General features: G+C 75.2%; 17 protein-coding genes and 1 tRNA gene. 12 read left to right on the top strand and 6 right to left on the bottom strand.

Going from position 1 to position 22983, the window contains the following annotated elements; genetic code table 11:
* Positions 1 to 31 precede the first annotated feature (31 nt).
* Positions 32 to 104: transfer RNA gene (locus CLV34_RS07620), tRNA-Ala, on the bottom strand.
* Between the two features lie 16 nt (positions 105 to 120).
* On the bottom strand, positions 121 to 510 hold the full coding sequence (locus CLV34_RS07615) for a hypothetical protein (protein ID WP_157803746.1): 390 nt from the start codon (positions 508 to 510) through the stop codon (positions 121 to 123).
* 90 nt (positions 511 to 600) lie between these two features.
* Here CLV34_RS07615 and CLV34_RS07610 point away from each other — a divergent pair, with 90 nt between their 5' ends.
* Positions 601 to 1554 carry a GlxA family transcriptional regulator gene (locus CLV34_RS07610; RefSeq protein ID WP_100349642.1) on the top strand — a complete coding sequence of 318 codons (954 nt, stop codon included), beginning with the start codon at positions 601 to 603 and terminating at the stop codon, positions 1552 to 1554.
* A 40-nt stretch (positions 1555 to 1594) separates the two neighbouring features.
* On the opposite strand, the gene CLV34_RS07605 is transcribed toward CLV34_RS07610, so the two are convergent.
* Together CLV34_RS07605 and CLV34_RS07600 are read right to left on the bottom strand one after the other, a co-directional pair.
* Entirely contained in the window at positions 1595 to 2902 is a 1308-nt protein-coding gene (locus CLV34_RS07605; RefSeq protein ID WP_157803745.1) for a hypothetical protein, read from the bottom strand.
* Between the two features lie 89 nt (positions 2903 to 2991).
* The gene (locus CLV34_RS07600; protein ID WP_425436202.1) at positions 2992 to 3639 is read right to left on the bottom strand and encodes a GNAT family N-acetyltransferase; all 648 of its coding nucleotides are present in this window, start codon (positions 3637 to 3639) and stop codon (positions 2992 to 2994) included.
* 166 nt (positions 3640 to 3805) lie between these two features.
* Here CLV34_RS07600 and CLV34_RS07595 point away from each other — a divergent pair, with 166 nt between their 5' ends.
* The 4 genes from CLV34_RS07595 (at position 3806) to mscL (ending at position 6299) form a co-directional block, all read left to right on the top strand.
* Positions 3806 to 4438, top strand: coding sequence for a 5-formyltetrahydrofolate cyclo-ligase (locus tag CLV34_RS07595; RefSeq protein ID WP_100349640.1), 633 nt, complete (start codon positions 3806 to 3808; stop codon positions 4436 to 4438).
* A gap of 65 nt (positions 4439 to 4503) precedes the next feature.
* Positions 4504 to 4836 (top strand): FmdB family zinc ribbon protein, encoded by a 333-nt coding sequence (locus tag CLV34_RS07590; RefSeq protein ID WP_100349639.1) that lies wholly within the window; start codon positions 4504 to 4506, stop codon positions 4834 to 4836.
* Between the two features lie 174 nt (positions 4837 to 5010).
* Complete coding sequence (locus CLV34_RS07585; protein ID WP_100349638.1) at positions 5011 to 5697, top strand: SAF domain-containing protein; 687 nt, start codon at positions 5011 to 5013, stop codon at positions 5695 to 5697.
* Between the two features lie 98 nt (positions 5698 to 5795).
* Complete coding sequence (mscL, locus tag CLV34_RS07580) at positions 5796 to 6299, top strand: large conductance mechanosensitive channel protein MscL (protein ID WP_245859086.1); 504 nt, start codon at positions 5796 to 5798, stop codon at positions 6297 to 6299.
* Positions 6300 to 6352: 53 nt separating this feature from the next.
* Here mscL and CLV34_RS07575 read toward each other — a convergent pair whose 3' ends face one another.
* Positions 6353 to 7036 (bottom strand): TetR/AcrR family transcriptional regulator, encoded by a 684-nt coding sequence (locus CLV34_RS07575; RefSeq protein WP_100349637.1) that lies wholly within the window; start codon positions 7034 to 7036, stop codon positions 6353 to 6355.
* Between the two features lie 221 nt (positions 7037 to 7257).
* Here CLV34_RS07575 and CLV34_RS07570 point away from each other — a divergent pair, with 221 nt between their 5' ends.
* Both CLV34_RS07570 and CLV34_RS16720 read left to right on the top strand, forming a co-directional pair.
* Entirely contained in the window at positions 7258 to 7860 is a 603-nt protein-coding gene (locus CLV34_RS07570; RefSeq protein ID WP_100349636.1) for a DUF6230 family protein, read from the top strand.
* Between the two features lie 95 nt (positions 7861 to 7955).
* On the top strand, positions 7956 to 9602 hold the full coding sequence (locus CLV34_RS16720) for a DUF6114 domain-containing protein (protein WP_211289372.1): 1647 nt from the start codon (positions 7956 to 7958) through the stop codon (positions 9600 to 9602).
* Positions 9603 to 9710: 108 nt separating this feature from the next.
* Here CLV34_RS16720 and CLV34_RS07560 read toward each other — a convergent pair whose 3' ends face one another.
* On the bottom strand, positions 9711 to 14360 hold the full coding sequence (locus tag CLV34_RS07560; RefSeq protein ID WP_157803744.1) for a hypothetical protein: 4650 nt from the start codon (positions 14358 to 14360) through the stop codon (positions 9711 to 9713).
* Between the two features lie 407 nt (positions 14361 to 14767).
* On the opposite strand from CLV34_RS07560, the gene CLV34_RS16325 reads away from it, so the two are divergent.
* From CLV34_RS16325 to CLV34_RS07535, 5 genes are all read left to right on the top strand, one after another.
* Positions 14768 to 15742, top strand: coding sequence for a hypothetical protein (locus CLV34_RS16325; protein ID WP_157803743.1), 975 nt, complete (start codon positions 14768 to 14770; stop codon positions 15740 to 15742).
* A 159-nt stretch (positions 15743 to 15901) separates the two neighbouring features.
* Positions 15902 to 16885, top strand: coding sequence for a phosphate ABC transporter permease subunit PstC (pstC, locus tag CLV34_RS07550; protein WP_100349634.1), 984 nt, complete (start codon positions 15902 to 15904; stop codon positions 16883 to 16885).
* A gap of 16 nt (positions 16886 to 16901) precedes the next feature.
* Positions 16902 to 18278, top strand: a complete 1377-nt coding sequence (pstA, locus tag CLV34_RS17195; RefSeq protein WP_100349633.1) for a phosphate ABC transporter permease PstA — start codon at positions 16902 to 16904, stop codon at positions 18276 to 18278.
* Positions 18275 to 20068: a phosphate ABC transporter substrate-binding protein PstS gene (pstS, locus tag CLV34_RS07540; RefSeq protein ID WP_245859085.1), complete on the top strand. Its 1794-nt coding sequence runs from the start codon at positions 18275 to 18277 to the stop codon at positions 20066 to 20068. The genes pstA and pstS overlap by 4 nt, the downstream gene beginning before the upstream one ends.
* Positions 20065 to 22920 carry a hypothetical protein gene (locus CLV34_RS07535; protein ID WP_100349632.1) on the top strand — a complete coding sequence of 952 codons (2856 nt, stop codon included), beginning with the start codon at positions 20065 to 20067 and terminating at the stop codon, positions 22918 to 22920. The genes pstS and CLV34_RS07535 overlap by 4 nt, the downstream gene beginning before the upstream one ends.
* The last annotated feature ends 63 nt before the right edge of the window (positions 22921 to 22983 follow it).

The following is a 22983-nucleotide window of genomic DNA, read 5'->3' as shown; positions in this document are numbered from 1 at the left end:
CGGTCGGTGACCGGCGGCCTTCGCTCTCGGGTGGAGCTACGGGGATTCGAACCCCGGACCTTCTCATTGCGAACGAGACGCGCTACCAACTGCGCCATAGCCCCAAGAGCGAGACCAACATTAGCACCCTGCGAAGGGTGCCGACGACACGGCCCGCTCCCCCGGCGCCCCACGCCGGGCTCCCGCCGCCGGCAGCCGCGGGGTCACCACCTCGGCAGGTCGCACCACGGGGTTCCGGGCGCCACGCCCCACCGCAGCACCGTCCGCGGACCGCGCCGCGTCGATCGCCGCGAGCTCTCGCATCTGGGCTCCCTGGGGGTCGAGCTCGGCCCCGTCGCCCCATGCGCCACGCGTCCACCGCGACCGTCTCGTGGCCCGGGCCACGTGCGAGTGCCGCGCGGCCTCGCGCAGCTCAGCGTCGGTCACGTCCCAGCGGGTCCCCCGGAGTGCGAGGACCGCCACGGGCGCGAGGACCAGCACCATCACCGTCACTGCCGTCATCCGTTCCATGTCTCCACACTGGCCCGGTGCACGACCCGCGACGAGTGGCAGTGATGACACCTCTCGACAAGATCCTGCCACACGCCGTACGGTGGCGGCATGCTGCGTTCCGTGGGTGTCCTGGCCCTCGACGGCCTCGCCATGTTCGAGTTCGGCGTCGTGTGCGAGGTGTTCGGCATCGACCGCTCCGACGAGGGCATCGAGCCGTTCGACTTCCGCGTCGCGTCCCCGGACGCAGCACCGGTCGGCAGCCGCCACGGCCTCACACTGAGCCCCCCGCACGACCTCGACGCCCTCGCGGACGTCGACCTGCTGGCCGTCCCCGCGACCGTGATCCAGCGCGGCCACGACGCCCGCGTGCTCGACACGATCCGTGCGGCGCAGGACCGCGGCGCGACCGTCCTCAGCGTGTGCTCGGGCGCCTTCGTGCTCGCCGAGGCCGGCATTCTCGACGGCCGCCGTGCGACCACGCACTGGATGCACGCCGACCAGCTCGCCCGCGAGTACCCGGCGATCGACGTCGACCCGACCGTCCTCTTCGTGGACGACGGCACCGTGGTCACGAGCGCCGGCACGGCCGCCGGGATCGACGCGTGCCTCCACGTGGTGCGACGCGAGCTCGGCAGCGAGATCACCAACACCATCGCGCGTCGCATGGTCGTCCCGCCGCAGCGCGACGGCGGCCAGCGCCAGTTCGTCGTGCAGCCCGTGCCGTCCTGCACGGACGACTCGCTGCGCGCCACGCTCGAGTGGGCCGTCGACCGGCTCGACGAGCCGCACACCGTCACGTCGCTCGCCCGGCACGCCGTGCTCTCACCCCGGACGTTCGCCCGCCGGTTCGTCGCCGAGACCGGCACCACACCCGTGCAGTGGCTGACGACCCAGCGCGTGCTGCGGGCGCGGCACCTGCTCGAGCAGACCGACGTCGACCTCGAGTCGCTCGCCCGGACCTGCGGGTTCAGCACCGCGGCGCTGCTGCGGCACCACTTCCGCCGCGCCGTCGGCGTCGCGCCCGCGGACTACCGCACGACGTTCCGGCTGACGGCCGCCTGACACGTACCGGGCGACCGCACCGGGCGACCGTGCTGGAGGACTACTCCCCGACCGCGCGGCGACGCGCGAGGATCGCACCGAGCGACAGGCCCAACGTGTCCGCGGGCGGGTCCGCGGGAGCGTCGGCCGATGGGCCGGCAGCCACGGCGTCGTCCGACGTGGCTGCACGGGCGGCGCCGCCGACGACGAGCGTCCCGTCGCTCCCTGCGACGGTGCCCGGCGCCTCGAGCCCGGCGAGCTCCTCGGCGGGGACGGGGTCGGGCAACGGCTCGGGAAGCACTCCGGCGGGCTCGGGCGCCGGACGCCCCGCCGTCGGCTTGAGCGTGTACGTCGGGGGCGGCACGGGCACCGGCACCCACGGCGTCCCGGACGGCGGCACGTCGCGCACGGGCTCGGGCACCGGCGGCACCGCGACCGGCACGGCGACGTCCGACGTCCGGCGGGCGACCAGGGGCGCGGCAGGCACGACGACCCCCGGCGCGGCGCCCTCGTCGCCCTCGCGCACCGGCACCACCGGCGTCGGACCCTCGGCGCGCACGGCCGGAACGGCACCCGTCGCCGGACGCGCCTCACGGTGCACCGCGCGGACCGCACCCGTCGCCGGACGCGCGTCCGCACGCGCCTCGCCCGGCGCGGGCACGACCGGGATCATCTGCGTCGCCGTGGACGACGACGCCACGGCGTGGCCGGTGACCCGCGGACGTGCGGCGTTGCGCGGTGCGACCGGCCCACCGAGCGCGGCTCGCCGGGTCGCGACGGCACGACGGTGCGCAGCCTCCATGCGGGCGGCGTCGGCACGACGCTGGACGACGACGGTCCGACGTCCGAGCGCGACGACCCCGCCCAGCAGGACACCAGGCACGAGCAGCACGGGCCAGGGCAGCGCACCGAACGCCGCACCCACGACGACGACGAGGCACGCGACGAGGAGCACCAGCGCGAGCAGCGCGCGGCGTCGAGCGGCGACACGTCGTGCGCGGCCGCGCGCCGCGTCGCCGACGGTCGGCCGCGGGGAGCCGTCCGCGGGGTCGGACGCGGCGATCTGCGGGAGCGAACCCGTCGCCGGTCCGCCCGGTCGCGCCGCACCGGACGACCGCAGCAGCGGGACACCGTGCGCGGGCGTGTGCGAGGAGTGGCGGGACACCTGGTGCGTGCGGGACCCGGACGAGCCCGCGGCGCCACCCGACCCGTCGGCCGCGACGGCCAGCACCCGGAGCGCACCGGAGAAGCGGTCGTCACCGCGCGCGTCGACCACCTGCTGGCGGGACGCGAGGCGCGCGGGCACGAAGTACGCGAGCCAGCCCACGAACAGCACCACGGCTGCCGGACCGGCCCAAGACGTCTCCACGGGACGACGTTAGGTGCAGCACGCGCTGCACGTCGCGACGCGCCTCGGCGTGTCGTGAGACTTGCGTTCCTGGCAGGGGGCGGACGGTGTCAGTCGCTCCAGGTCGCCTGCCAGCGCGCGAACAGCCCGCCGGGCACCTCGTCGGACGTGATCGCGAAGGTCCGGTGGTCGCGCCACGCGCCGTTGATGTGCAGATAGCGGCGACGCAGCCCTTCGTCACGCAGGCCGAGCTTCTCGACGACGCGCAGGCTCGGCCGGTTCTCGGGGCGGATGTTCACCTCGACACGGTGCAGCCCGCGCGTCTCGAAGCAGTGGTCCGTCGCGAGGGCGACCGCGGTCGGCATGATCCCGCGCCCGGCCGCGCTCTCGGCCACCCAGTATCCGATGGCGGCCGAGCAGAGCGACCCGTAGGTGATGGACGAGACGGTGAGCTGCCCGACGAGCGCGCCGTCGACCTCGATGGCGAACGGCAGCACGCTGCCCTCGCGTGCCCGCGCGGCGAGCAGTCGGACGTAGGCGCCGAACGAGGGCGAGGTGCCGTGGGGGCCGTCGGGCGCGGTCGCCTCCCAGGGGCCGAGCCAGTCGGAGTTCTCCAGGCGGAGCGCCATCCAGGCGTCGGCGTCGGACCGGCGCAGGGGGCGGAGCACGACGAGCCCGCCGGGGCCGTGGCCGCGGAGCGTCACGGGCCAGACCTTGCGCGCGCGCGCCGTCCGGGCTCGCTCCGAGCGGCTGCTCAAGGCAACGACCTCGGTGTCGGACCGGCGACCGTTGCGAGGTCGACGTCGAGGGTCATGCGCAGAACCCTACTGGCCAGGGGCGACGTCCTGAAACAGCCACCGGACCAGACGCCCGCATGGCGACGCGTTGCCACGATCACCACCGGATGTTTGCAAGAATGACGCCATGAGCGGCACCGCACAGCCCTATCTCCCGTCGGTCGGGATGGACCCGGTCGACGCCAAGGAGACGCTCCGCCGCATGATCCGCGGCGTCCGGGGGGCGCGGTCGGAACGGCTGCGGCGCGAGGCCGCCGACCGGCTCGCCGACGTCGTCGAGTCGCTTCCCGAGATCCGTGGCGCGGCCTGCGTGGCCACCTACGCGGCGCGCCCCACGGAACCCGGCACCCTCCCGCTGCTCGAGCGGCTCGGCGCCCGCGGCGTCCGCGTCCTGCTGCCGGTGCTCGGGACCGGCCTCCAGCGCAACTGGGCCGTGTTCGACGGGGCGGACGACCTCCAGGTGCGGGCGCCCGGACGCCCGCCCGAGCCCGGGACGCCCGAGCTGCCTGCCACCGCGATCGGCGAGGCCGACGTCGTGCTCGTGCCCGCGCTCGCCGTCGACACCACCGGCATGCGCCTCGGCCAGGGCGGCGGGTGGTACGACCGCGTGCTGGAGCACGTGCGCGAGGACGCGCGCATCGTGGCGCTGGTCTTCCCGGACGAGGTCTACGACGCCGACGAGAGGCCGCTGCCCTTCGAGCCGCACGACCGGCGGGTGCACGCCGTCGCGACCCCCGCAGGGTGCCACGAGCTGGGCTGAGACGACCCGGCGTATGATTGGCACTCGGAGCTGTCGAGTGCCAGCACTTTCCCGGAGGAACCCCCGTGCCCACCTACGCCTACCGCTGCGCCGACTGCGGCCACGCGTTCGACGCGCAGCAGTCGTTCACCGACGACGCCCTGACCACGTGCCCCGAGTGCGGCGGGACCCTGCGCAAGGTCTTCTCGGCCGTCGGCGTGGTGTTCAAGGGCTCGGGCTTCTACCGCACCGACTCGCGCGGCGGGGGCAAGAAGTCGTCGAGCTCGTCGACCACCTCGTCGTCCCCGTCGACCTCGTCGTCGAGCACCTCGCCGAGCAGCTCGTCGAGCCCGTCCAAGGACTCGTCGTCCGGCACGAGCACGAGCAGCACGACGGCGGGCAAGGCCGCATCGGCCTGAGGCTCGTCCCACCCGCGCTCCTCCGCCCCCCAGGCCGCGGTGGCCCGGCGCGGTGGTCCGGCGCGGTGGTCCGGCGCCGTGCACGGTCGCGCACGACGGCCCGCGGGTCCACAGGCCCGCGGCGGGAGACTGCCGCACCGGCGGCCCGCACCCCCGGCGCCCTAGCGTGCGGTCGTGCCCCTCGACCGTGACCTCCCGCCCCACGACTCCCCCGACACCGCTCGTCGCCGTGACGACCGGCGGCTCGCGTTCCGACGTGCGCTGTGGCGCTGCCGCGTCCTCGTCGTCGCGCTGTGCTGCGGCCTCGCCGCCACCGTGGTCGTCCACGCGCTGCGCCCCGCACCGCTCCCGACGGTGCCCGTCGTCGTCACCGCGCGGGACGTCCCGGCGGGGCACCGCCTCACGGGGGCCGACCTGCGCGTGGCCCGCGTGCCCGCCGCGCTCGCTCCCACGGTCTCGCTGCGCGCCGAACGGTCGGCCCGCGGCCGGGTGACCGGGGTCGCGCTGCCCGCCGGGACGGTGGTCGTGCCGTCCGTCGTCGCAGCCGGCGAGCTCACCTCGGTCGCCCCGGCGGGAAGGGTCGTCGTCGCCGTCCCGCTCGACGCCTCCGCGCGCGGCATCGTCTCGCCGGGAGTCCGCGTCGACCTGCTCGCGCCCGGGGTCACGGGGGCCGCCTACGTCGCCCGTGACGCCCTCGTCCTCGCGGGTTCAGGTCACGCAGGCGCAGGCGGCAGCGCCGCGAGCGGCGCCGACGCCGACGACAGCGGCACCCCCGCCGTCGTGGCGCTCCGACCGGAGGAGGCCGAGGCCCTGGCCGGGCTGCCCGACGGGAGCCGTCTCACCGCGGCCCTGGTTCCGTGAGGTGCCCCGAGCGTGCTTCGATGGGCGCGCCCGCCCGTCCGACGCCGCGGCCCGGCCTCCCTGCGGCCCGCTGGCGTCCACACCACCCGAGAGGTGACATGCGCAGCATCGTCCACGGCTTCCGCGACTTCATCATGCGAGGCAACGCCATCGAGCTCGCCGTCGGCGTCGTCATCGGCGCCGCGTTCAACACGGTGATCCAGGCGATCGTCAACGACCTCATCAACCCGATCATCGGGGCCGTCTTCGGCAAGCCCGACTTCAACGACCTGTGGCACATCACGTTGCGCCACGACGTCGGCACGACGACCGGAGCCGACGGCACGCCGCAGTCCGTCGACGCGGTCCTCAACCTCGGCGGCGTCATCACCGCTCTGGTGCAGTTCCTCACCGTGGCGATCGCGCTCTACTTCTTCATCGTCCTGCCGATGAACAAGCTGGCCGAACGTCGCGCCCGCGGGAAGGTCGCGGAGCCGCCCGCACCCGCCGAGGACATCCGGCTGCTCACGGACATCCGCGACCTGCTCGCGCAGGACCGCGGCCCGGACGGGACCGTCAGCGCGGGCCACGGCCCGGCCGGCCCGCATCCGACGCGCGTCTGACACCAGGTCCGCACGACGGACCGGCCCGGGCCTGGCGACGGATCAGCGAGGCGTCACGCCAGCCCGGGCACCAGGCCGGCGTCCGGGGTCTGGGCAGGAGACTCCACGACGGCCGAGCGGAGTGCGTCGCCGAGGCGGGCGCCCTGCTCCGGGTCGACGGTGACGACGACCGCCACGAGGCTGCGCTCCAGGAAGTCGACGGCCTCGTCCGGCGACATCCGGCCGCCCAGGACGCCGTCGACGAGCGCCTGCTCGGCGAACGCGACCCAGGACCGGAGCCCGACGCGCAGGAGCGCCGTGTCGGGGACGCCGAGCTCGCGGCAGACGATCTCGACGCGCTCGCACTGCAGCGCCCGCGCCTGCTCGACGACCTCACGGACCTGACGGTCGCCGCTGGCCGCACCGCGCACGAGCGAGAAGAACGTGTCCTCGTGCTCGCGGACGAACGCGACGAGGTTCGAGAGCGTGTCGTGGAGACGCTCGAGCGGCGAGAGCTCGAGCACGGGCTCGGTGGCACGGAGCAGGCCGTCGCGAGCGGCGCGGACGACCTCCCGGTGGAAGCCCTGCTTCGAGCCGAAGTAGTAGAAAAGCAGGCCGCGGGACACGCCGGCCTGCTGGGAGATGACGTCGATCGTGAGCTCGTCGAGCGAGCGGTCCGCGAGCGCGGCGACGCCGATCGCCACGAGCTGGGCGCGGCGCTCGTCGGGCGACAGGCGGGTCCGGCGCTCGTCCGTCATGGCGTGAGCATACGCCGCGCACCCGTGCCCGGATCGTTACTGACGGTCGTTCAACAAGCTATTGACGCACGTTCAATAAGCCTCGTAGCATCCTGCCGGGCGACGGTGTCGTCGTCCCGGTCGGCAACGCATCCGCCCCTCGGGTCGGAGGCCGCCACCGCCCGCCGCAACGCCGCGACGGGCAGGACGGCGTTGCCCCGTCCCTGCATCGAGGAGGATCCGTGAAGCTCAGCAGCCTCACCCGCACCCGCAAGGGCCGCGTCGCACTCACCGCCGTCCCGACGCTCGTCGTCGCCGGCGCGCTCATGGCCGGTGTCGCCAACGGCGCCGTCCCCGTCTCGTTCGCTGTGTCCGGCACGCCGTTCGAGATCAAGGCCACCCAGCTCGAGGGCGACGGCTTCTCGCAGTACTCCGGCATCGCGCAGGAGAAGAGCGGCGCCGTCCACCCCGTCGCGATCTCGAACATCGACCACGCGACGCTCACCGACATGTGCCAGTCGGTGTCGAGCGACACCCCGCTCGGCAAGCTCGGGCTCATGATCACCGCCGGCGGCGACGGGAAGGCCGCCGTCGCCGAGAACCTCCAGATCGGGATGACGCAGCTCGACGGCGACGCCACGTTCACGGACATCCACATCGGTGTCGACGCGTCGACGGTCCGCTACGGCAAGGCCGGGACCGCGGGCGACTTCGCGCAGGACGCCAAGCACGTCAGCATCAACAAGCTGTCGCAGAAGGCGTGGAGCACCCAGGCCGGCACGTTCCAGCTCAACGGCCTCCACCTCCGCCTCACGAGCGGGCAGACCTGCCCCGACCCGAAGTGACCGGCCGGCGGGGCGCGCACCACGGCGCGCCCCGCCACCCCGTCCGCAAGTCCCCCCGACGCATCGTCGGCACGACACGACGAAGGAGTCACGACGTGAGCAGCACCCCCGAGACGACCACCCCCGCCGACGAGGCCCAGCCCCAGCCCGAGGCACGACCCGGGACGGTGGCGCGCACCTGGACGGCGTTCCGGGCGTGGACCCGCGGCCGACCGTTCGTCGGCGGCCTTCTCGTCGTGCTCGCCGGCGTCGAGATGTTCTTCTCCGGCCAGCTCGACCTCGGCCACATCCACCTGCAGTTCGGGATCCAGGGCTTCCAGGCCATGGTCATCCCCGTCGTCCTCGTGCTGCTCGGCGTGCTCCTGTGGACGATGCCCGTGCACCGCGTCTTCTACGGCGTGATCGCGCTCGTGCTGTCCGTCTACTCGCTCATCGGGGTCAACCTGGGCGGGTTCTTCATCGGGATGCTGCTCGGCATGGCCGGCGGCATCGTCGCGGTCTCGTGGCTGCCCCGCACGGCAGCCACGACTCCCGACGCCCCTGCAGACGACGCGTCCGACGCCAGCGACCCGGACCGCCGGCCCACGACGCGGCGCGCGCCGTCCGGTCGCACCGCTCCCGACGACGACTACTCGCTCGTCCCGGGCTTCGAGCCCGAGGACTCCCCCGCACCCGTGCCGGCCGCCTCGCCCGCGACGCTCACGCTGCACACCGTCGAGACCGCCGGCGACGACACCGCCTCGGGGCCGCGCCCTTTTCTCCCGGCGTCGGCTGACCCCGACGCCACCCCCTCGACCTCACCGGCAGCGACACCGGCTCCGGCCGACGCACCGAGCAGTGCACCGAGCAGCGCACCGGGGGCGACGAGCCGCCGCGGACGGCGCCTGACGCGCGCGACCGGCGCCGCCGTCGTCGCCGTGTGCGCCGCCGCGGGCGTGGGCGCGGTGAACGCCGCGCAGGCGCCGCCCGCGGACGCGTCGGCGGAGGCATCGATCCCCGTCCCGACGTTCCTGCAGTGGCTCGTGCCCGGCTCGGCGGGCGGCTCGGCGGAGGAGCCGGCGCCCACCGGCGGGCCGACCGCCGCCCAGACCGCTACCGGCGACCGGACCGACACCCCCGCGACGGCCACCCCGACGCCGACCGAGTCGTCGAGCACGACCCCGAGCACGACCCCGGGCACCGACGTCACCACGGCCCCGGGCACCGCACCGAGCACCGGGTCCGGCGGGACGACGAGCCCGACCACCGAGCCCACCGGGACGGCGTCCCCCACGGCGACGTCCCCGCTCCCCGACCCGACGACGGCGGCGCCACGCCTCACGAGCACGTCCGCCGACCCGGTCGCCCCGGTCGCGATCTCGCACCTCGAAGGCTCGACCCTCCAGCTCACGAACTCCGTCTACCAGGGCAACGTCACGCTGCGGCGCGCCGACGGCACGACCGTCGAGGTCATGAAGTTCACCGCCGACAAGAGCGTCATCGACGACTTCTCGCTCGACGTGCCGAACGGCGACGGGCACGGCCTGCTCACCACGTCCAGCAAGGTCACGAACACGGGTCACGTCGTGCTCTACGCGACGCGGCTGGAGGGCTACCTGCTGGGCTTCAAGTTCACGTTCAAGCCCGAGACGCCGCCGCCCGGCGTCATCCCGCTGCCGTCGCTCAGCGACCCCCGCATGGAGCTCGTCGCGACGACGAGCGACCGCTCCACCTGGGCGAACACGCACCAGAAGCTCTACTGAACGCTCACCCACCCGTGCCGAGACGGCGCGAGCGCCCGGTCCTCTCGAGGGGCCGGGCGCTCGTGCGTGGGCGATCGTGCGTCGCGGGTGGGGACGGCCGGCGGTGCGTCACTGCCAGTGCGGCGGCACGTCCTGACGCAGCCGCGCGTCGTTGCCGCCGTCGTCCGGCAGCGCGAGGTCGAGCTCGTCCTGGGTGACGCCCGTGACGGTGCCCTGCTCGGTGCCCTGGCGCACGACCCGGCGACGCGGCCGACCGCCGCTCCCGGACCCGTCGGAGTCGGACCCCTCAGCCTCGGACGTCTCGGCGTCCGGGGCGGCCACGTCAGGGACGTCGGCAGCGGGCTCGTCCGCACCCCCCACGTGCGCGACGACGTCGTCGTCACGCCGCTCGGCGAGCGCGGGCACCGCCGCACGTGCCGCCTGCGGGGTCGCCGGACCGGCTGCCGCCGGTCCCACGGCTGCCGGACCCACGGCGTGCCCGGCGTGGTCGACGACGAGCCGCGGGATCGACCCGGTGACGCTCGCGCCGGGGCGCGGCCCGAGCCGCGCGTCGCGCGCGGTGTGCACGGCCCTACGGATGCGCTCGGCCTCCTTCTCGGGATCGAGGAACGCGGCCGCGGCCCACACCTGGACGACGGTCCACCCGAGCCGTTCGAGCCGCGCCCGCCGCTGCCGCTCGCGCACGCGCGTGCTCGGTTCGGCGACGTAGGCGTCGTCGTCGGTGAGGACGGCGACGAGGAGCTCACCGGGCAGGTCGGGGTGCCCGGCGACCAGGGGGATGCGGTCGGCGGGGTCGGGGCCGTAGTCCGTCTCGACGACGAGGCCGAGCCGCCACAGGCGCTCCGCGAGGTCGAGCACGAGCCGGTCGGCGGACGACCCGACGTCGACGCCGTTCCACAGCACCAAGGGGTCGGCGGCGCCGTCGCGCTCCTCGACGAACGCGAGGAGGTCGCGCAGCAGCCGGGAGCCGGCGCCACGGAGCCGCTCGGGGTCGAGCTCCTCGGCCCGGAAGCAGGAGATGACGTCGAGGCGCTCGCGCGTCGTCCCGACGGCGTCGAGGAGCAGCGCCTCGCCTCCCGCGTCGCCGACCTGCCCGAACCGGTGCAGCACGCGCCCGTGCGGCGTCTTCCCGAAGCCGAGCGTGAGGACGACCGCGTCGCGCGACAGCCCGGCGACGCTCGCGAGGTCGGCGACGACGACCGGCTCAGGCCGGTTGCCCGCGAAGAACCCCGCGAGACCGGGGTTGCGGCGCACCTCGGCGAGCAGCGCCACCCGGATCCGGGCGGCGTGCACGGGCGTGACGGCGACGATCGCGAGCGTCTGCTCGGGGCGCAGCATCGCGTGCTCGATCGCGAGCTCGACGACGCGGTCGACCTCGGCCTGGGTCGACTCGACCGCCCCCGAGGCGGGGTCGGGCATGCCGTTGCCGTCGACGAGGTGCAGGTGCACGCGCGGCGTGCTCGACGGCAGCGGCGCGGGCGTCAGCACGCCCGCGTACCCGTGGTCGGCGAGGAAGCGGACGAGGTGCGGGTCGCGGCGCGTCGCCGTGGACGGCAGCGTGATCGTCGGGAGCACGCGCGCGAGCTCGCGCACCGCGGTGCCGGACGCGGCCCGCACGTCGCCCACGACGACGACCTGCCGCCCGCGGACGATCGCGGACAGCAGCGTCTCGACGGGGACGTGCTGGACGGCGTCGAGGACGACGAGGTCGACGGTCCGGGTCGCGGGCTCGAGCTGCGGCACGAGGGTGGGCGTCGAGACGACGACGGGGCGCAGCGCGCGCACGAGGTCGGGGCGCTTCTCGTGCAGCTCGCGCACGGACCGCATGCGCCCCTCCAGCAGCTCGCCGAAGAGCGCCTGCGTGTCCTCCGGGTCGGCGCGCATCGCGGCGACGGTGCGGGCGCGCACCTCGTTGAGCACCGCGGTGGGCAGCGCCTCGACGTGCCGGCGGTCGAGGTCACGGAACCGCGCGGCGAGCGCGTCGAGCCCGGGCCCGTCCTGACCGCCCAGAGCGGGGTCGGACGCGACGATCTGCTCGAAGACGGAGCCCCACCACGCGAGGTCGAGCTCGGCGGACACGAGGCCGGCGGGCACGGTCCGGCGCTGCAGGTCCTCGACGAGGTCGCCCAGGCCCGCGGCCCGCACCCGTCGCACGGCGGCCGTGCGCTCGGGCAGCGTGTCGAGCGCCGCGCGGTCGTCGGCGAGCACGGTCAGCCGGGCCTCGAGGTCGTCGAAGGTCAGGTCGGCGAGCCCCGCGCCGCCCGGCGTCCCCGCGAGGACGGCCGAGAGCTCGTCGACGTCGATGCGGACGGCCTCGGCGGTCGCCTCGATGTCCGAGAGGCCCGTGGGCAGGCGCGGCCAGCCGCCGGCCGGAGAGTACGTCGCCCACACGGCGCGCTGCGCCTCCACCTCGAGCAGCGCGGCGTGCAGGTCGTCGACGCGGACGCCCGGGCGGAGCAGGTCGCGCGCGCCCCGCACCAGGCGGCGGCGCACCACGGACCCCATCTCGATGCCGTGCTCCAGGCGCCACTGCTTCGTCGCGGTCGCCTGGACCATGTCGGCCACCGACTGCTCGAAGACCAGCGGCTGGAACACGTCGAGCGTGCCGCGCATCCCGCCGAGCATCTCGAGCACGTCGTGCCAGCCCTGGAGCGTCGTCGCGGGCGCGAGCCCGGTCGACGAGGACACCGCGTCGATCTCCCGTCGCAGCCGCGGCAGGGTGTGCTCGCGCAGCCGGTCGAGGCGGGCCAGGGCGGCGTGCGCGTCGTCGTCGGTCGTGAGGTCCGCGCCGAACCAGGGGGTCGACGTGGCGCCGAGGGTGAACGCGCCGAGCTCGGCCGCCCGGCGCAGGTCGGCGGACCGGGCGGCGCGCTCGGCCTCGTCGAGCCCGAGCGCGGTCTGCGCCGACAGCCGGACCTCGGTCGCGGGCGCGGGGCGTTCCGACGTGAGCCGCGCGAGGGCCTGCAGCGCCTCGTACGCGGACACGCCGAACGGCTCGCGCGGCAGGTGCAGCGCGCCGATGTACGCGGTGAGCCGCGCGCGCGACCCGACGAGCGCGTCCATCGTCTCGGCGTGCGCCGCGAGGTCGATCTGCGCGGGCTCGGCCGCCATGGCCGTGAGCAGGCGGTTCGCCGCCGCGGGCCGCCAGTCCGGGTCGGTCGAGATCTCGAACGTCAGCTCGCCCAGGCCGAGGTCGCCGAGCCGGCCGCACACGGCCTCCGCGGCCCGGCGGTGCCCCGCGACGTACAGGACGTGCCGGCCGCTCGCCGCGGCCTCCGCCACGAGAGCGGCCACCGTGCCGACGACGTCGCTGCCCGACGGCGCGTCGACCGCGAAGTGCCGTCCGGTGGCGAGCACGTCCACGACGTACCGCTGGGTCGCGTCGAGGTCGCCGACGCCCCGCTCGAGCGCCGGGTCGCCGTCGCCCGTCGTGCGGGCCGGCAGCGGCCCGCCGAGCGGCACCGGCACGTCGGACGACCCCGCGAGCGCCGCCACGACCTCGTGCCGCGTGAGCGACGGCGCGAGCTCGTCGAGGTCGTCGACGAGGTGCTGCCCCGGGTGGACGAACGAGCCCACGAGGGTGCGGTCGACGAGGTCGAACCCGTCGAGCACGGCCGTGCCGAGCGTCCGGATCCGCGCCATGACCTGGGACGGGTCGAACCCGACCCCGGTGAACGCGCCCTGGGCCAGCGACACCGGGTCGATGAGCGCGCCGTGGTCGCGCAGGGCGCGGGCGAGCAGCGAGTTGATCTCGACGGTGGGCTCGAGGGTGAGCTCGAAGTCGGTGTCGCCGCGCCCCGACGGGCGGATCGTGAGGGACCGCAGCAGGACCGGCGCGTGCACGGTCGCCGGGAGGCCGGGCACGCCCTCGGGCTCGGCGGGCTCGGCAGCGTCGTCGTCCGTGGACGCGTCGGACGGCGACGCGAGGGACGACGACGCGCCGGCCGGGCGGTCGGTCGCGGCGGGGGCGTCGAGCTCGGCGACGGCGTCCGGGTGGTCGGTCCCGTGCGCTGTCGGTCCCGTCGGCGCGCCGTCCTCGGCCGGCCCGACCCGGCCCGAGGCGTCCTGGACGAGCAGGACGCCGTCGGCGGTCGCCTCGGGAGCGGTGCCCGAAGGGGCGCCGGACGGGCTGAGCACGCGGCGCACGGGCGACGTCGCGACGCGCGCGAGCGCCCCCACGTCGTCGGAGCCCACGACCTCGCCGGGGCGCGGCTCCCACGACGCGACGCCGATCGCGAGGTAGGTGGGCGCGGTGCCGTAGCGCTGCGTGACGTCCTGGGTGTGCGCGACCACGGCGCGCGCGCTGCGCCGGGCGGCGGGGAGCGCGTCGGGCTCGCGGAACAGGTTGGACAGGCGGGTGGGGCGGCCGGCCAGCAGCTGCGCAAGGCCCGACGGGTGCGCGGCCGACAGGTCGACGACGGCGTCCCCCAGCACGGTGACGTCGAGCAGGGAGGAACCGCCGACGAGCCCGACGATCGCGGCGCGCCAGGAGTCGAGCGCGTAGCCGACGGCTTCGTCGGTGGGCAGCGGCCGGTCGGTCGGGCGTGCAGCGGGGCGCTCCGCCCGGCCGTCGGTGGGCGGAGCGGCTGGGTGCTGCCCGTCGGCGGCGGGCGCGGCGGACGTGCCGGCGGGCGACGGGACGGCGGCGTCCGCCGCGGGATCGGGCACGTGCCCGCGCTCGCGCTCGCGCCGCAGGAGGCGTCCGAGCGGCGAGCTCGGCCGGCGGCCTGGTTCGAAGGGCGGTCCGGCTGCAGTCACCCCTGCACGCTAACCGTCCGGGGCGGCGCTCCCCTGCTGGCACGCCGGGTGTCGCGAGATCCGTCCGAGGGCGACCCCGGGGCCCGTCCGGACACGAGCAAGGGCCCCACCCGAGGGTGGGGCCCTTGCTTCACGAGGAACAGCGCGCACCGCGCAGGGGGCAAGCGATGCGCGCTGTCGAGTAAGAGTGTGCAGGGCTCGGAGCGGGTCGTCAACACCCCGCGGGCCGATCGGGGCAGAAATCTTGGTCACTCGTCCATAACCGCAGGTCAGTGGCACATATCAATATGTGGGACAAGTGTCCCGGTTCGGCGTTCCGGGCGCCTCGACGGGGATCTGCGAACCCTCCGCCGTCGCACCGGGCGCGCTAGCGTGGGACGCTCGTCCCACTCGCGACAGGAGACGCCGTGACCTCACGCCGCACCGCCGACGACCCCCTCGCCTGGGCCGCACCCGGCTCGCCCGTCGCCTACGTCGACGACGCGCACCCCGGCGTCGTCGAGCCGCGCACCGTCGCGCGCACGACCGGGAGCTCGATCGTCACGTCCGACGGGGAGCGCTGGCGCCGCCGCGCCCTGCAGAGCAGCGGGCCGTGGGCCGGCGCGCTCGTCGTCCTGTCCGGTACCCGCGCCAAGCGTCTCGCCCCCTGGGACCACCCGCAGGTCGTCGCGCTCAGCGGCACGGCTGCCGCTCCCGCAACGTCGCCGCCGACTCCCCCGACCGGCGCGCCCGCGGACGGCGCGGCCGACGACGGCGTGCCTTGGGGGCGGCGCCCCGTCCCCGATATCCCGGTCCCCCCGTTCCGGACCGCCGAGGACGCCGTCGCGTTCGTCACCGCTCTCGGCACCTGGGTCGCGGCGCTCGGCACCCCGGACGTAGGTCTCGCCCACACCGCGACGCTCGCCGTGCTCGACGCCGAGCGTGACCGGCTCGGCCGCGACGGCACGCGTGTCGAGCAGCAGCCCGCGCCGACCGTCCTCCGGGTCGCCCTCGCGACCTTCTTCCCCGCCCCCTGGACGCCCGTCGGGCTCGTCCACGCGCTCACCGCGGCGGGTCTCGGCGCCGGTCCGCTCACCACGGCCGGCAGCGACCGGATCCTCTGGGGGGGCGACCCCGACTTCACGGCACGGCGCGCCGCCGACGGCTCGTGGGACGTCGAGCGGCACGAGCGCGGTCGCACCGAGTCGTGGGCCCGGGCGGCCGACGACGACGACCTCGTGCTGCTGCTCGAGCGCGAGCACCGGGACCACTTCCCGTACCCGCTCGGCCGGCGCGTCGACGACGACCTCGTGACGCGGCTGCGCGCCGCCGCGGCCCCGACGCTCCGTGCCTGGTCGGAGCACGCGGGGCTGCCCTACCTCGCCCGGTGGCGCCGCCCCTGACGGGTCGTTCACCGACCCTTCAGGAAACGTCCGCCTGCGAGCCCTCCACCGACACCCCGCACGTCGCCCGCACCCGTCACCCTCGACCCGTTCGGCGCAGCACCCGCGCTCGACCGCGCCCCGTGCCCGCGGCGCGCCCCCGCGCCCGGAGGACTCCCCGTGACGGATCTCGACGACCTGCCCCGCCGGACCAGCACGCGCCGCGCCCCCGCGGACCGCGCGTTCCGGGGCGTGCTGCGCACCGGCGGCATCACCGTGCTCGCGATCATGTCGTTCGTCGGGATCTTCCTGCTCGCCCGCGCCTGGCAGGCCCTGCGCGTCGCCGGCCCCGGCTTCCTCACCACCCAGACGTGGGAGCCCGACTCCGGAAACTTCGGGATCGCCGCCGTGCTCGTCGGGACGCTGCTCATCGCGACCGTCGCCGTGTCCGTCGCCCTGCCGCTCGCCCTCGGGACCAGCCTCTACATCAGCGAGTACGCCCCGACCCGCCTGCGCCGGACCCTCGTCAGCCTGGTCGACCTCATGGCCGCCGTCCCGTCGGTCGTGTTCGGCCTGTGGGGCTTCTTCTGGCTCCAGGGGAACCTCACCGGCATCGCCCGGTGGGTCTCGACCGTGTTCGCCTGGTTCCCGCCGCTCAGCGTCGAGGGCGCCGACCCCGACGACCCGCTGTCCCCCGTGACGCTCTACACCTCGTCGACGTTCGTCGCCGGCCTCGTCGTCGCGCTCATGATCACGCCGATCATGACGTCGATCATGCGCGAGGTGTTCATGCAGGCCCCGGTGGGCGAGCGCGAGGGCGCCCTCGCGCTCGGGTCGACCCGCTGGGGCATGATCCGGTCCGTCGTGCTGCCCTACGGGATGGGCGGCATCATCGGCGGCACGATGCTCGGGCTCGGGCGTGCGCTCGGCGAGACCATCGCCGTCTACATGATCATCTCGCCCGTCTTCGCCGTGCAGTGGCACGTCCTGCAGAACGGCGCCAACTCCGTGTCGTCGCTCATCGCGCTCCGCTACGGCGAGGCCTCGCCCTTCGGGATGTCGGCCCTCATGGCCGCCGGGCTCGCCCTCTTCCTGCTCACCCTCGCCGTCAACTTCGGCGCCTCCAGCATCGTGGCGCGCTCGCGCTCCGGCGCGTCCAGCTGACGACCCGAGGACCCCCGTGACCACCATCGCCGTCCCCGACGCCACCGCGGCCGCCCCCACCGCGGTCCACCCGCCGACCGTCACGCCCGACCCGGCCGCCGACCGCGGCCCCGAACGGGTCCGGCACCTCGGCGGCACGCGGATCGGCGACGCCCTCGCGCTCGTCGGCTCCGGGCTCGCCGCCCTCGCCCTGACCGCCGTCGTCGCCACGCAGCTCGCGCCCGTCCGCGGCGTGCCCGCGTGCACCGCGATCGCCGTCGCCCTGTTCCTCGTCGTCTACGCGACCGCGGTGTCGCTCGACGCCGACGCGCCCGCGGTGCGCGACCGCGTCGTCATGGTGGTCGTGCACGGGCTCGCGTTCGTCGTCCTCGCGACCCTCGTGTTCATCGTCGTGTTCACGTTCGGGCGCGGGCTCGCGGCCCTCGTGCACCCCAATTTCTTCACCCAGGACATGGCGCTCGCCGGGCCGCTCGACCCGCTCACCGTGGGCGGCGTCCTGCACGCCATCGTCGGCAGCCTCATCCAGATCTCGATCGCGCTCGCCATCACCGTGCCCCTCGGCCTCGCGACCGCCGTGTTCCTCACCGAGGTGCCCGGACGCTTCGCGCGGTTCGTGCGGACCGTCGTCGAAGCCATGACCGCGCTGCCCTCGATCGTCGCCGGGCTGTTCGTCTACGCGACCGCGATCCTCACGTTCGGCGTCGAGAAGTCGGGCCTCGCCGCGTCGATGGCCATCAGCATCATGATGCTGCCGATCATGGTCCGGTCCTCCGACGTCGTGCTGCGGCTCGTCCCCCACACCCTCAAGGAGGCGTCCGTCGGGCTCGGCGCCGGGCAGTGGCGGACCGTCGTGCACGTCGTCCTGCCCACCGCCCGGTCGGGCCTGACGACCGCGATCATCCTCGCGACGGCCCGCGGGATCGGCGAGACCTCGCCCGTGCTGCTCACGTCCGGGTTCACCGCGTCGCTCAACGTCGACCCCCTGCACGGGCCGATGGTGTCGCTGCCCCTCGCGATCTTCCAGTTCGTGAAGTCGCCCGAGCCCACGATGATCGAGCGCGGCTTCGGGACGGCGGTCGTCCTCATGCTGCTCGTCATCCTGCTGTTCGTCGCCGCCCGCGTCATCGGGGCGCAGGACGCCGCCGCCCGCGCCCGCCGCGCCGACCGGTACGACCGCGTCATGGACCGCCTCCGGACCGCACCTCTCACGTACGCCCGCCTCGTCCCCCGGCGCGGCCGCTCCGCCGACGCCGACGCCGACGCCGACGCCGACGCCGACGGTCTCTTCGACCCGGCGGGACCCGTCGACCCCACGGACCCTGCCGACCCCGCCGAGCTTGCCGACCCGGCCGACCCTGCCCTGGGCGGCCCCCCTCTCGAGGAGCCCTCGTGACCCTGCACCCTCGCCGCCGACGGACCCGGGGGCGCCTGCTCCTCGCGCTCGCCGCCCTGGTGGCCACCCTCCCCCTGCTGACCGTGCCGGTGGGCGCGGCGCACGCCGACGGCTACGTCCCGATCAACGGCGCCGGGTCGTCCTGGAGCTCCAACGCGATCGACCAGTGGCGGCGCAACGTCGAGCAGTACGGCATGCGCATCAACTACGCGAGCACCGGCTCCTCGGACGGCCGCAACCAGTTCAAGGCCGGCACCGTCGACTTCGCCAGCACCGAGATCCCGTACGGGCTCAAGGACGGGGGCGTGCTCGACACCCTCCCCACGCGGTCCTTCGCCTACATGCCGATCGTGGCCGGCGGCACCGCGTTCATGTACAACCTGCAGGTCGGCGGGCACCGGGTCACCAACCTCCGCCTCTCCGGCGAGGTCCTCACGAAGATCTTCACCGGCGTCATCACGTCGTGGGACGACGCCGCCATCAAGGCCGACAACCCCGGGCTCGCGCTGCCGCCCCGCAAGATCGTGCCGGTCGTGCGGTCCGACGGGTCCGGCTCGACCGCGCAGTTCAGCACCTGGATGGCCGCGCGGTACCCGAGCCTCTGGAACGCGTACTGCGCCAAGGCCGGCCGCTCCACGCCCTGCGGCGTGACGTCGAACTTCCCGACGGTCGCCGGCAAGGGCTTCGTGTCCCAGCCGAACTCGCAGGGCGTGGCCGGCTACGTCGCGCAGACCGCGAACCAGGGCACGATCACGTACGTCGAGTACTCCTACGCGCTCAAGACGGGCTACCCGGTCGCGAAGATCCTCAACGCCGCCGGCTACTACGTCGAGCCGACCGCGTCGAACGTCGCCGTCGCCCTCCTGTCGGCGCGCATCAACGACGACAAGAGCTCCCCCGCCTACCTCACGCAGGACCTGTCCCGGGTCTACACCAGCACGGACCCCCGGACCTACCCGCTGTCGTCGTACAGCTACGTCGTCGTCCCGACCGCCACGCAGAACGGCTTCACGGAGGCCAAGGGCAAGACCCTCGGCGCGTTCGCCTACTACTTCCTGTGCGAGGGACAGCAGCAGGCACCGGTCCTCGGGTACTCCCCCCTGCCCGTGAACCTCGTCAAGGCAGGGCTGGCGCAGGTCCGCCGCATCCCCGGCGTCGCCGCCCAGAGCATCGACATCAAGAGCTGCCACAACCCGACCTTCTCGGCGGACGGCTCCAACACGCTCGCGAAGAACGCGCCGCAGCCGTCCGAGTGCGACAAGCTGGGCACGACGCAGTGCTCGACCGGCACGGGCGGCGCCAAGGGCACCACGACACCCGTCACGAGCGGCAAGACGCCGCCCGGGAAGGGCACGTCCACGGGGTCGACGTCCGGAGGCACGGGTGCCGGGACGGGGACCGGGACGGGAGCCGGCACGGGGACGGGCACCGGGACGTCCGGCACGGGAGCCACCGGCAAGGGCACGGGGACGGGCACCGGGACCGGCACCGGTGGCGCCGCGGCCGGGACGGACGCGGGCGCGGCACCCGGGACCGACGCGGCCGGCGCGGCGGGCGGCACCACGAGCGTCGTCGCCGCCGACTACGGCGGCGGACCGGTGAGCTGCGAGGCCGACACCGGGGTGTGCCAGGCCGTCGCCGGGCTCCCCGTGCAGACCGACAAGCCCTCCTCCGCCGGCGCGCAGCAGCTCGCCGCGGTCCTGGCGGTGCTCCTCGTCCTCGGCGCGATCCTCGCACCGCCCCTGGTCGCCCGCGCCCGTCGTGGCGCCTCCGGCGGAGGCCGCGCATGAGCCCCCGGACGCGAACCCGCACGCTGCGGCGGGTCGGCTCCGCGCTCGCCGTCACGGGGATCGGTCTGACCCTGTGCTCCGGCGTGCTCGCCGTCGCCGCCGGTGCGGCGACACCGACGCCGTCGCCGACCGTCGGGACCACGGGCCTCCCCGCGGGCGAGCAGACGGCCGCCGGGGCCGACCCGGCGACGGCGGACCCGGCGCCCACGACGACCGCTCCGGCGGACACACCCACCGGGACCGCCACCACGACACCCGGCCAGGGCGCCACCGACGTCCCCACCGACACCCCCACCGACACCCCCACCACCGGCACCGCCGGAACACCGACCGACAGCCCCTCCGCGACGCCCACCGGCAGCCCGACCACGCCACCCGTCTCCCTGCCCGCGGGCTTCCCCACCACGTCGTCGACGACCACGGTGAGCTGGGTGGACGGGCCCGGGCACGACGCGAGCGACCCGTCGTACGACGCCCTGCACGACCTGTCCCTCACGGTCAACCAGACGAAGAACGTCACCAACCAGGGCCTGACCCTGGCCTGGAGCGGAGCGCCCGCCACGTCGAACGGCCGCTTCGCCGCGAACTACCTCCAGGTGATGCAGTGCTGGGGAGACGCGACGACCGGTCCCACACCGGAGCAGTGCCAGTGGGGCGCGCCCGCGTCCGGCCTGTCGGGGCTGCTGGGGGACCGCGTGGGCGGCCGGACGCTGCGTGCGGGCGAGGACCCCGCGCAGGCCTACACGGACGACTACCTCGTGCCGCCGCCGCTGACCAACCCGTTCCTGCGGGCGTACGCCGTGCCGTTCACCGCGGTCGACGGCACGAAGGTGTGGGACACCTCGAGCTACTTCACCGCCGCGACGACGAACGAGCTCACCGCGGTCCGCACCGGGTCCGACGGCACGGGCACCACCGTCTTCACCACCCAGACGACGCTCGAGGCACCGCAGCTCGGCTGCGGCGACCGTCTGACGCGCACCACGGCACGCTCCTGCTGGCTGGTCGTCGTGCCGCGCACCGACGTCACGGCGGACGGCACCCCCGTCGCGCAGACCCCCGACGGCTCGATGTCCGGCTCCCCGCTGTCCGCCTCCGTGTGGCGGGACCGGATCGTGGTCCCGCTCGGGTTCCGGCCCGTCGGCTCGGCGTGCGCGATCGGCGCCGACGAGCAGCGGGTCGTCGGGCACGAGCTCGTCGCCGACGCCGTGACGTCGTGGCAGCCCGCGCTGTGCGCCAAGGGCACCACGTACGGGTTCTCGCAGATCGGCGACGACGAGGCGCGCAGCCAGCTCACGAGCACCGTCGAGGGCGCGTCGCGGATCGCGTTCGTCCAGGACCCCGTCGACCCGGCGACCGCGATGGGCGCGGGCATCCAGTACGCGCCGGTGGCGCAGTCCGCCCTCGTCGTCGCGTACAACATCGACGTGTACGACGCCCCGGGCACCCCCGGCGCGGCGCGCAACGGCACCCCGGTGACCGACCTGACGCTCGACGCACGCCTCCTCGCGAAGCTCCTCACCCAGTCGTACCGGGCCGACGTGCCCGGTGGCGGCGGGAAGGAGATCGCGAAGAACCCCCGCTCGATCGTCAACGACCCCGAGTTCGTCCGGCTCAACCCGGACCTCGCCGACTTCGTGCCGGCGTCCGCGCCCGACGGCCTCCTGGTGAGCCTCGGCTCGTCGGACGCCGCGGCACAGCTGTGGGACTGGGTCCGCGCCGACCCGCACGCCGCCGCCTTCCTGCGCGGCGCGCCCGACGAGTGGGGCATGGTGATCAACCCGTCGTACCTCGCCCTGGGGCTCGCGACCGACCCCACGCTCGACAGCTACCCGAAGGCCGACCTCAGCACGTACCGCCAGGACGACACCGTGCCCGCACCCGGGTACGGCACCCTCGACATGCGTCCGTACATGGCCGACATGCAGGAGGCGGCCCGCCGCGCGCAGCGTGCCGACGCGGGCGGCAAGACCGTGTGGGACCCCACGAAGCTCCCGCCGGCGTTCACGTCGTCCGGCGCGCAGCTCCCGGGTCAGCGGTTCGAGCTCGCCCTCACCGACCTCAGCTCGGCGGAGCGCTACGGCCTGCGCACCGCGAAGATCGTGAGCGCGACCGGCGACGCCGTCGCCGCGTCCGACGCGACCGTGCGCGCGGCCGTCGCGGCCATGCCGGAGTCCGCCACCGTCCCGGGCGTCAAGGTCCCCGACCCCGACGCGCGCGTCCTCGGCGCGTACCCCCTCGCGACCGTGAGCTACGCCGCCGTGGCGGTCTGCCTCGCGACCCCGCAGGACCGTTCAGCCGCAGCGACCTTCCTCGACCTCGCCACGACGACCGGCCAGGTCGTCGGCGACGCCCCCGGGCAGCTGCCCCGCGGGTACGTCCCGCTGTCCGCCACGGACGCCCGCCGCGGCGCCGGGCTCGCGGCCCTGCTGCGGAGCCCGGCGCGCGTCGCCGCGACGTGCCCGAAGCACTCGGACGGGCCGGACGGGACCGGAGACGGCACCGACGACGGGTCGCCCGGCGGGACCGACGACGGCACCAGCACACCCCTGCCCGGCGGCACGGGCGCGGGTGACGGCGGGGTCGGTGGCCCCGGCACGGACGTCACGACGCTGCCCGCCGGCCCGGCCGACGCCGGCGCCGGGCAGGACCCCGACGGCGCGACCGGCGGCGCGGCGGCCGCGTCCGGCGAGACCGTGGCGCCGCAGGTCACCCCCGCGTCCGTCACGGCGTTCCGCCTCGGGCTCGCCGGATGCCTCGGCGTCGGGCTCCCCTGCGCCGTGGCGGGCCCGATCCTGATGCGGCGGGCGACGCTCCTCGAGGCCCGGGCGGCGCTCCTCGCCGTCGTCTGAGGCCCGCCCCCGGACGGACACCCCGTGTTCGCCGAAACCGTCCGGAAGTTCGCCGTCCGGTCG

The sequence above is a fragment of the Luteimicrobium subarcticum genome (genome assembly GCF_002798015.1).
In the GTDB taxonomy this organism is placed as follows: Bacteria; Actinomycetota; Actinomycetes; order Actinomycetales; family Cellulomonadaceae; genus Luteimicrobium; species Luteimicrobium subarcticum.
Note: the sequence above shows the minus strand (reverse complement) of the source record. Positions and strands in the feature narration are given on the sequence as shown.

What these genes read in the sequence shown, in the direction of transcription:
- CLV34_RS07610 (WP_100349642.1), top strand. Translation starts at nt 601, where the DNA reads ATGCTGCGTTCCGTGGGTGTCCTGGCCCTCGACGGCCTCGCCATGTTC.
- CLV34_RS07535 (WP_100349632.1), top strand. Translation starts at nt 20,065, where the DNA reads ATGAGCCCCCGGACGCGAACCCGCACGCTGCGGCGGGTCGGCTCCGCG.
- CLV34_RS07595 (WP_100349640.1), top strand. Translation starts at nt 3,806, where the DNA reads ATGAGCGGCACCGCACAGCCCTATCTCCCGTCGGTCGGGATGGACCCG.
- mscL (WP_245859086.1), top strand. Translation starts at nt 5,796, where the DNA reads ATGCGCAGCATCGTCCACGGCTTCCGCGACTTCATCATGCGAGGCAAC.
- CLV34_RS07575 (WP_100349637.1), bottom strand. Translation starts at nt 7,036, where the DNA reads ATGACGGACGAGCGCCGGACCCGCCTGTCGCCCGACGAGCGCCGCGCC.
- CLV34_RS07615 (WP_157803746.1), bottom strand. Translation starts at nt 510, where the DNA reads ATGGAACGGATGACGGCAGTGACGGTGATGGTGCTGGTCCTCGCGCCC.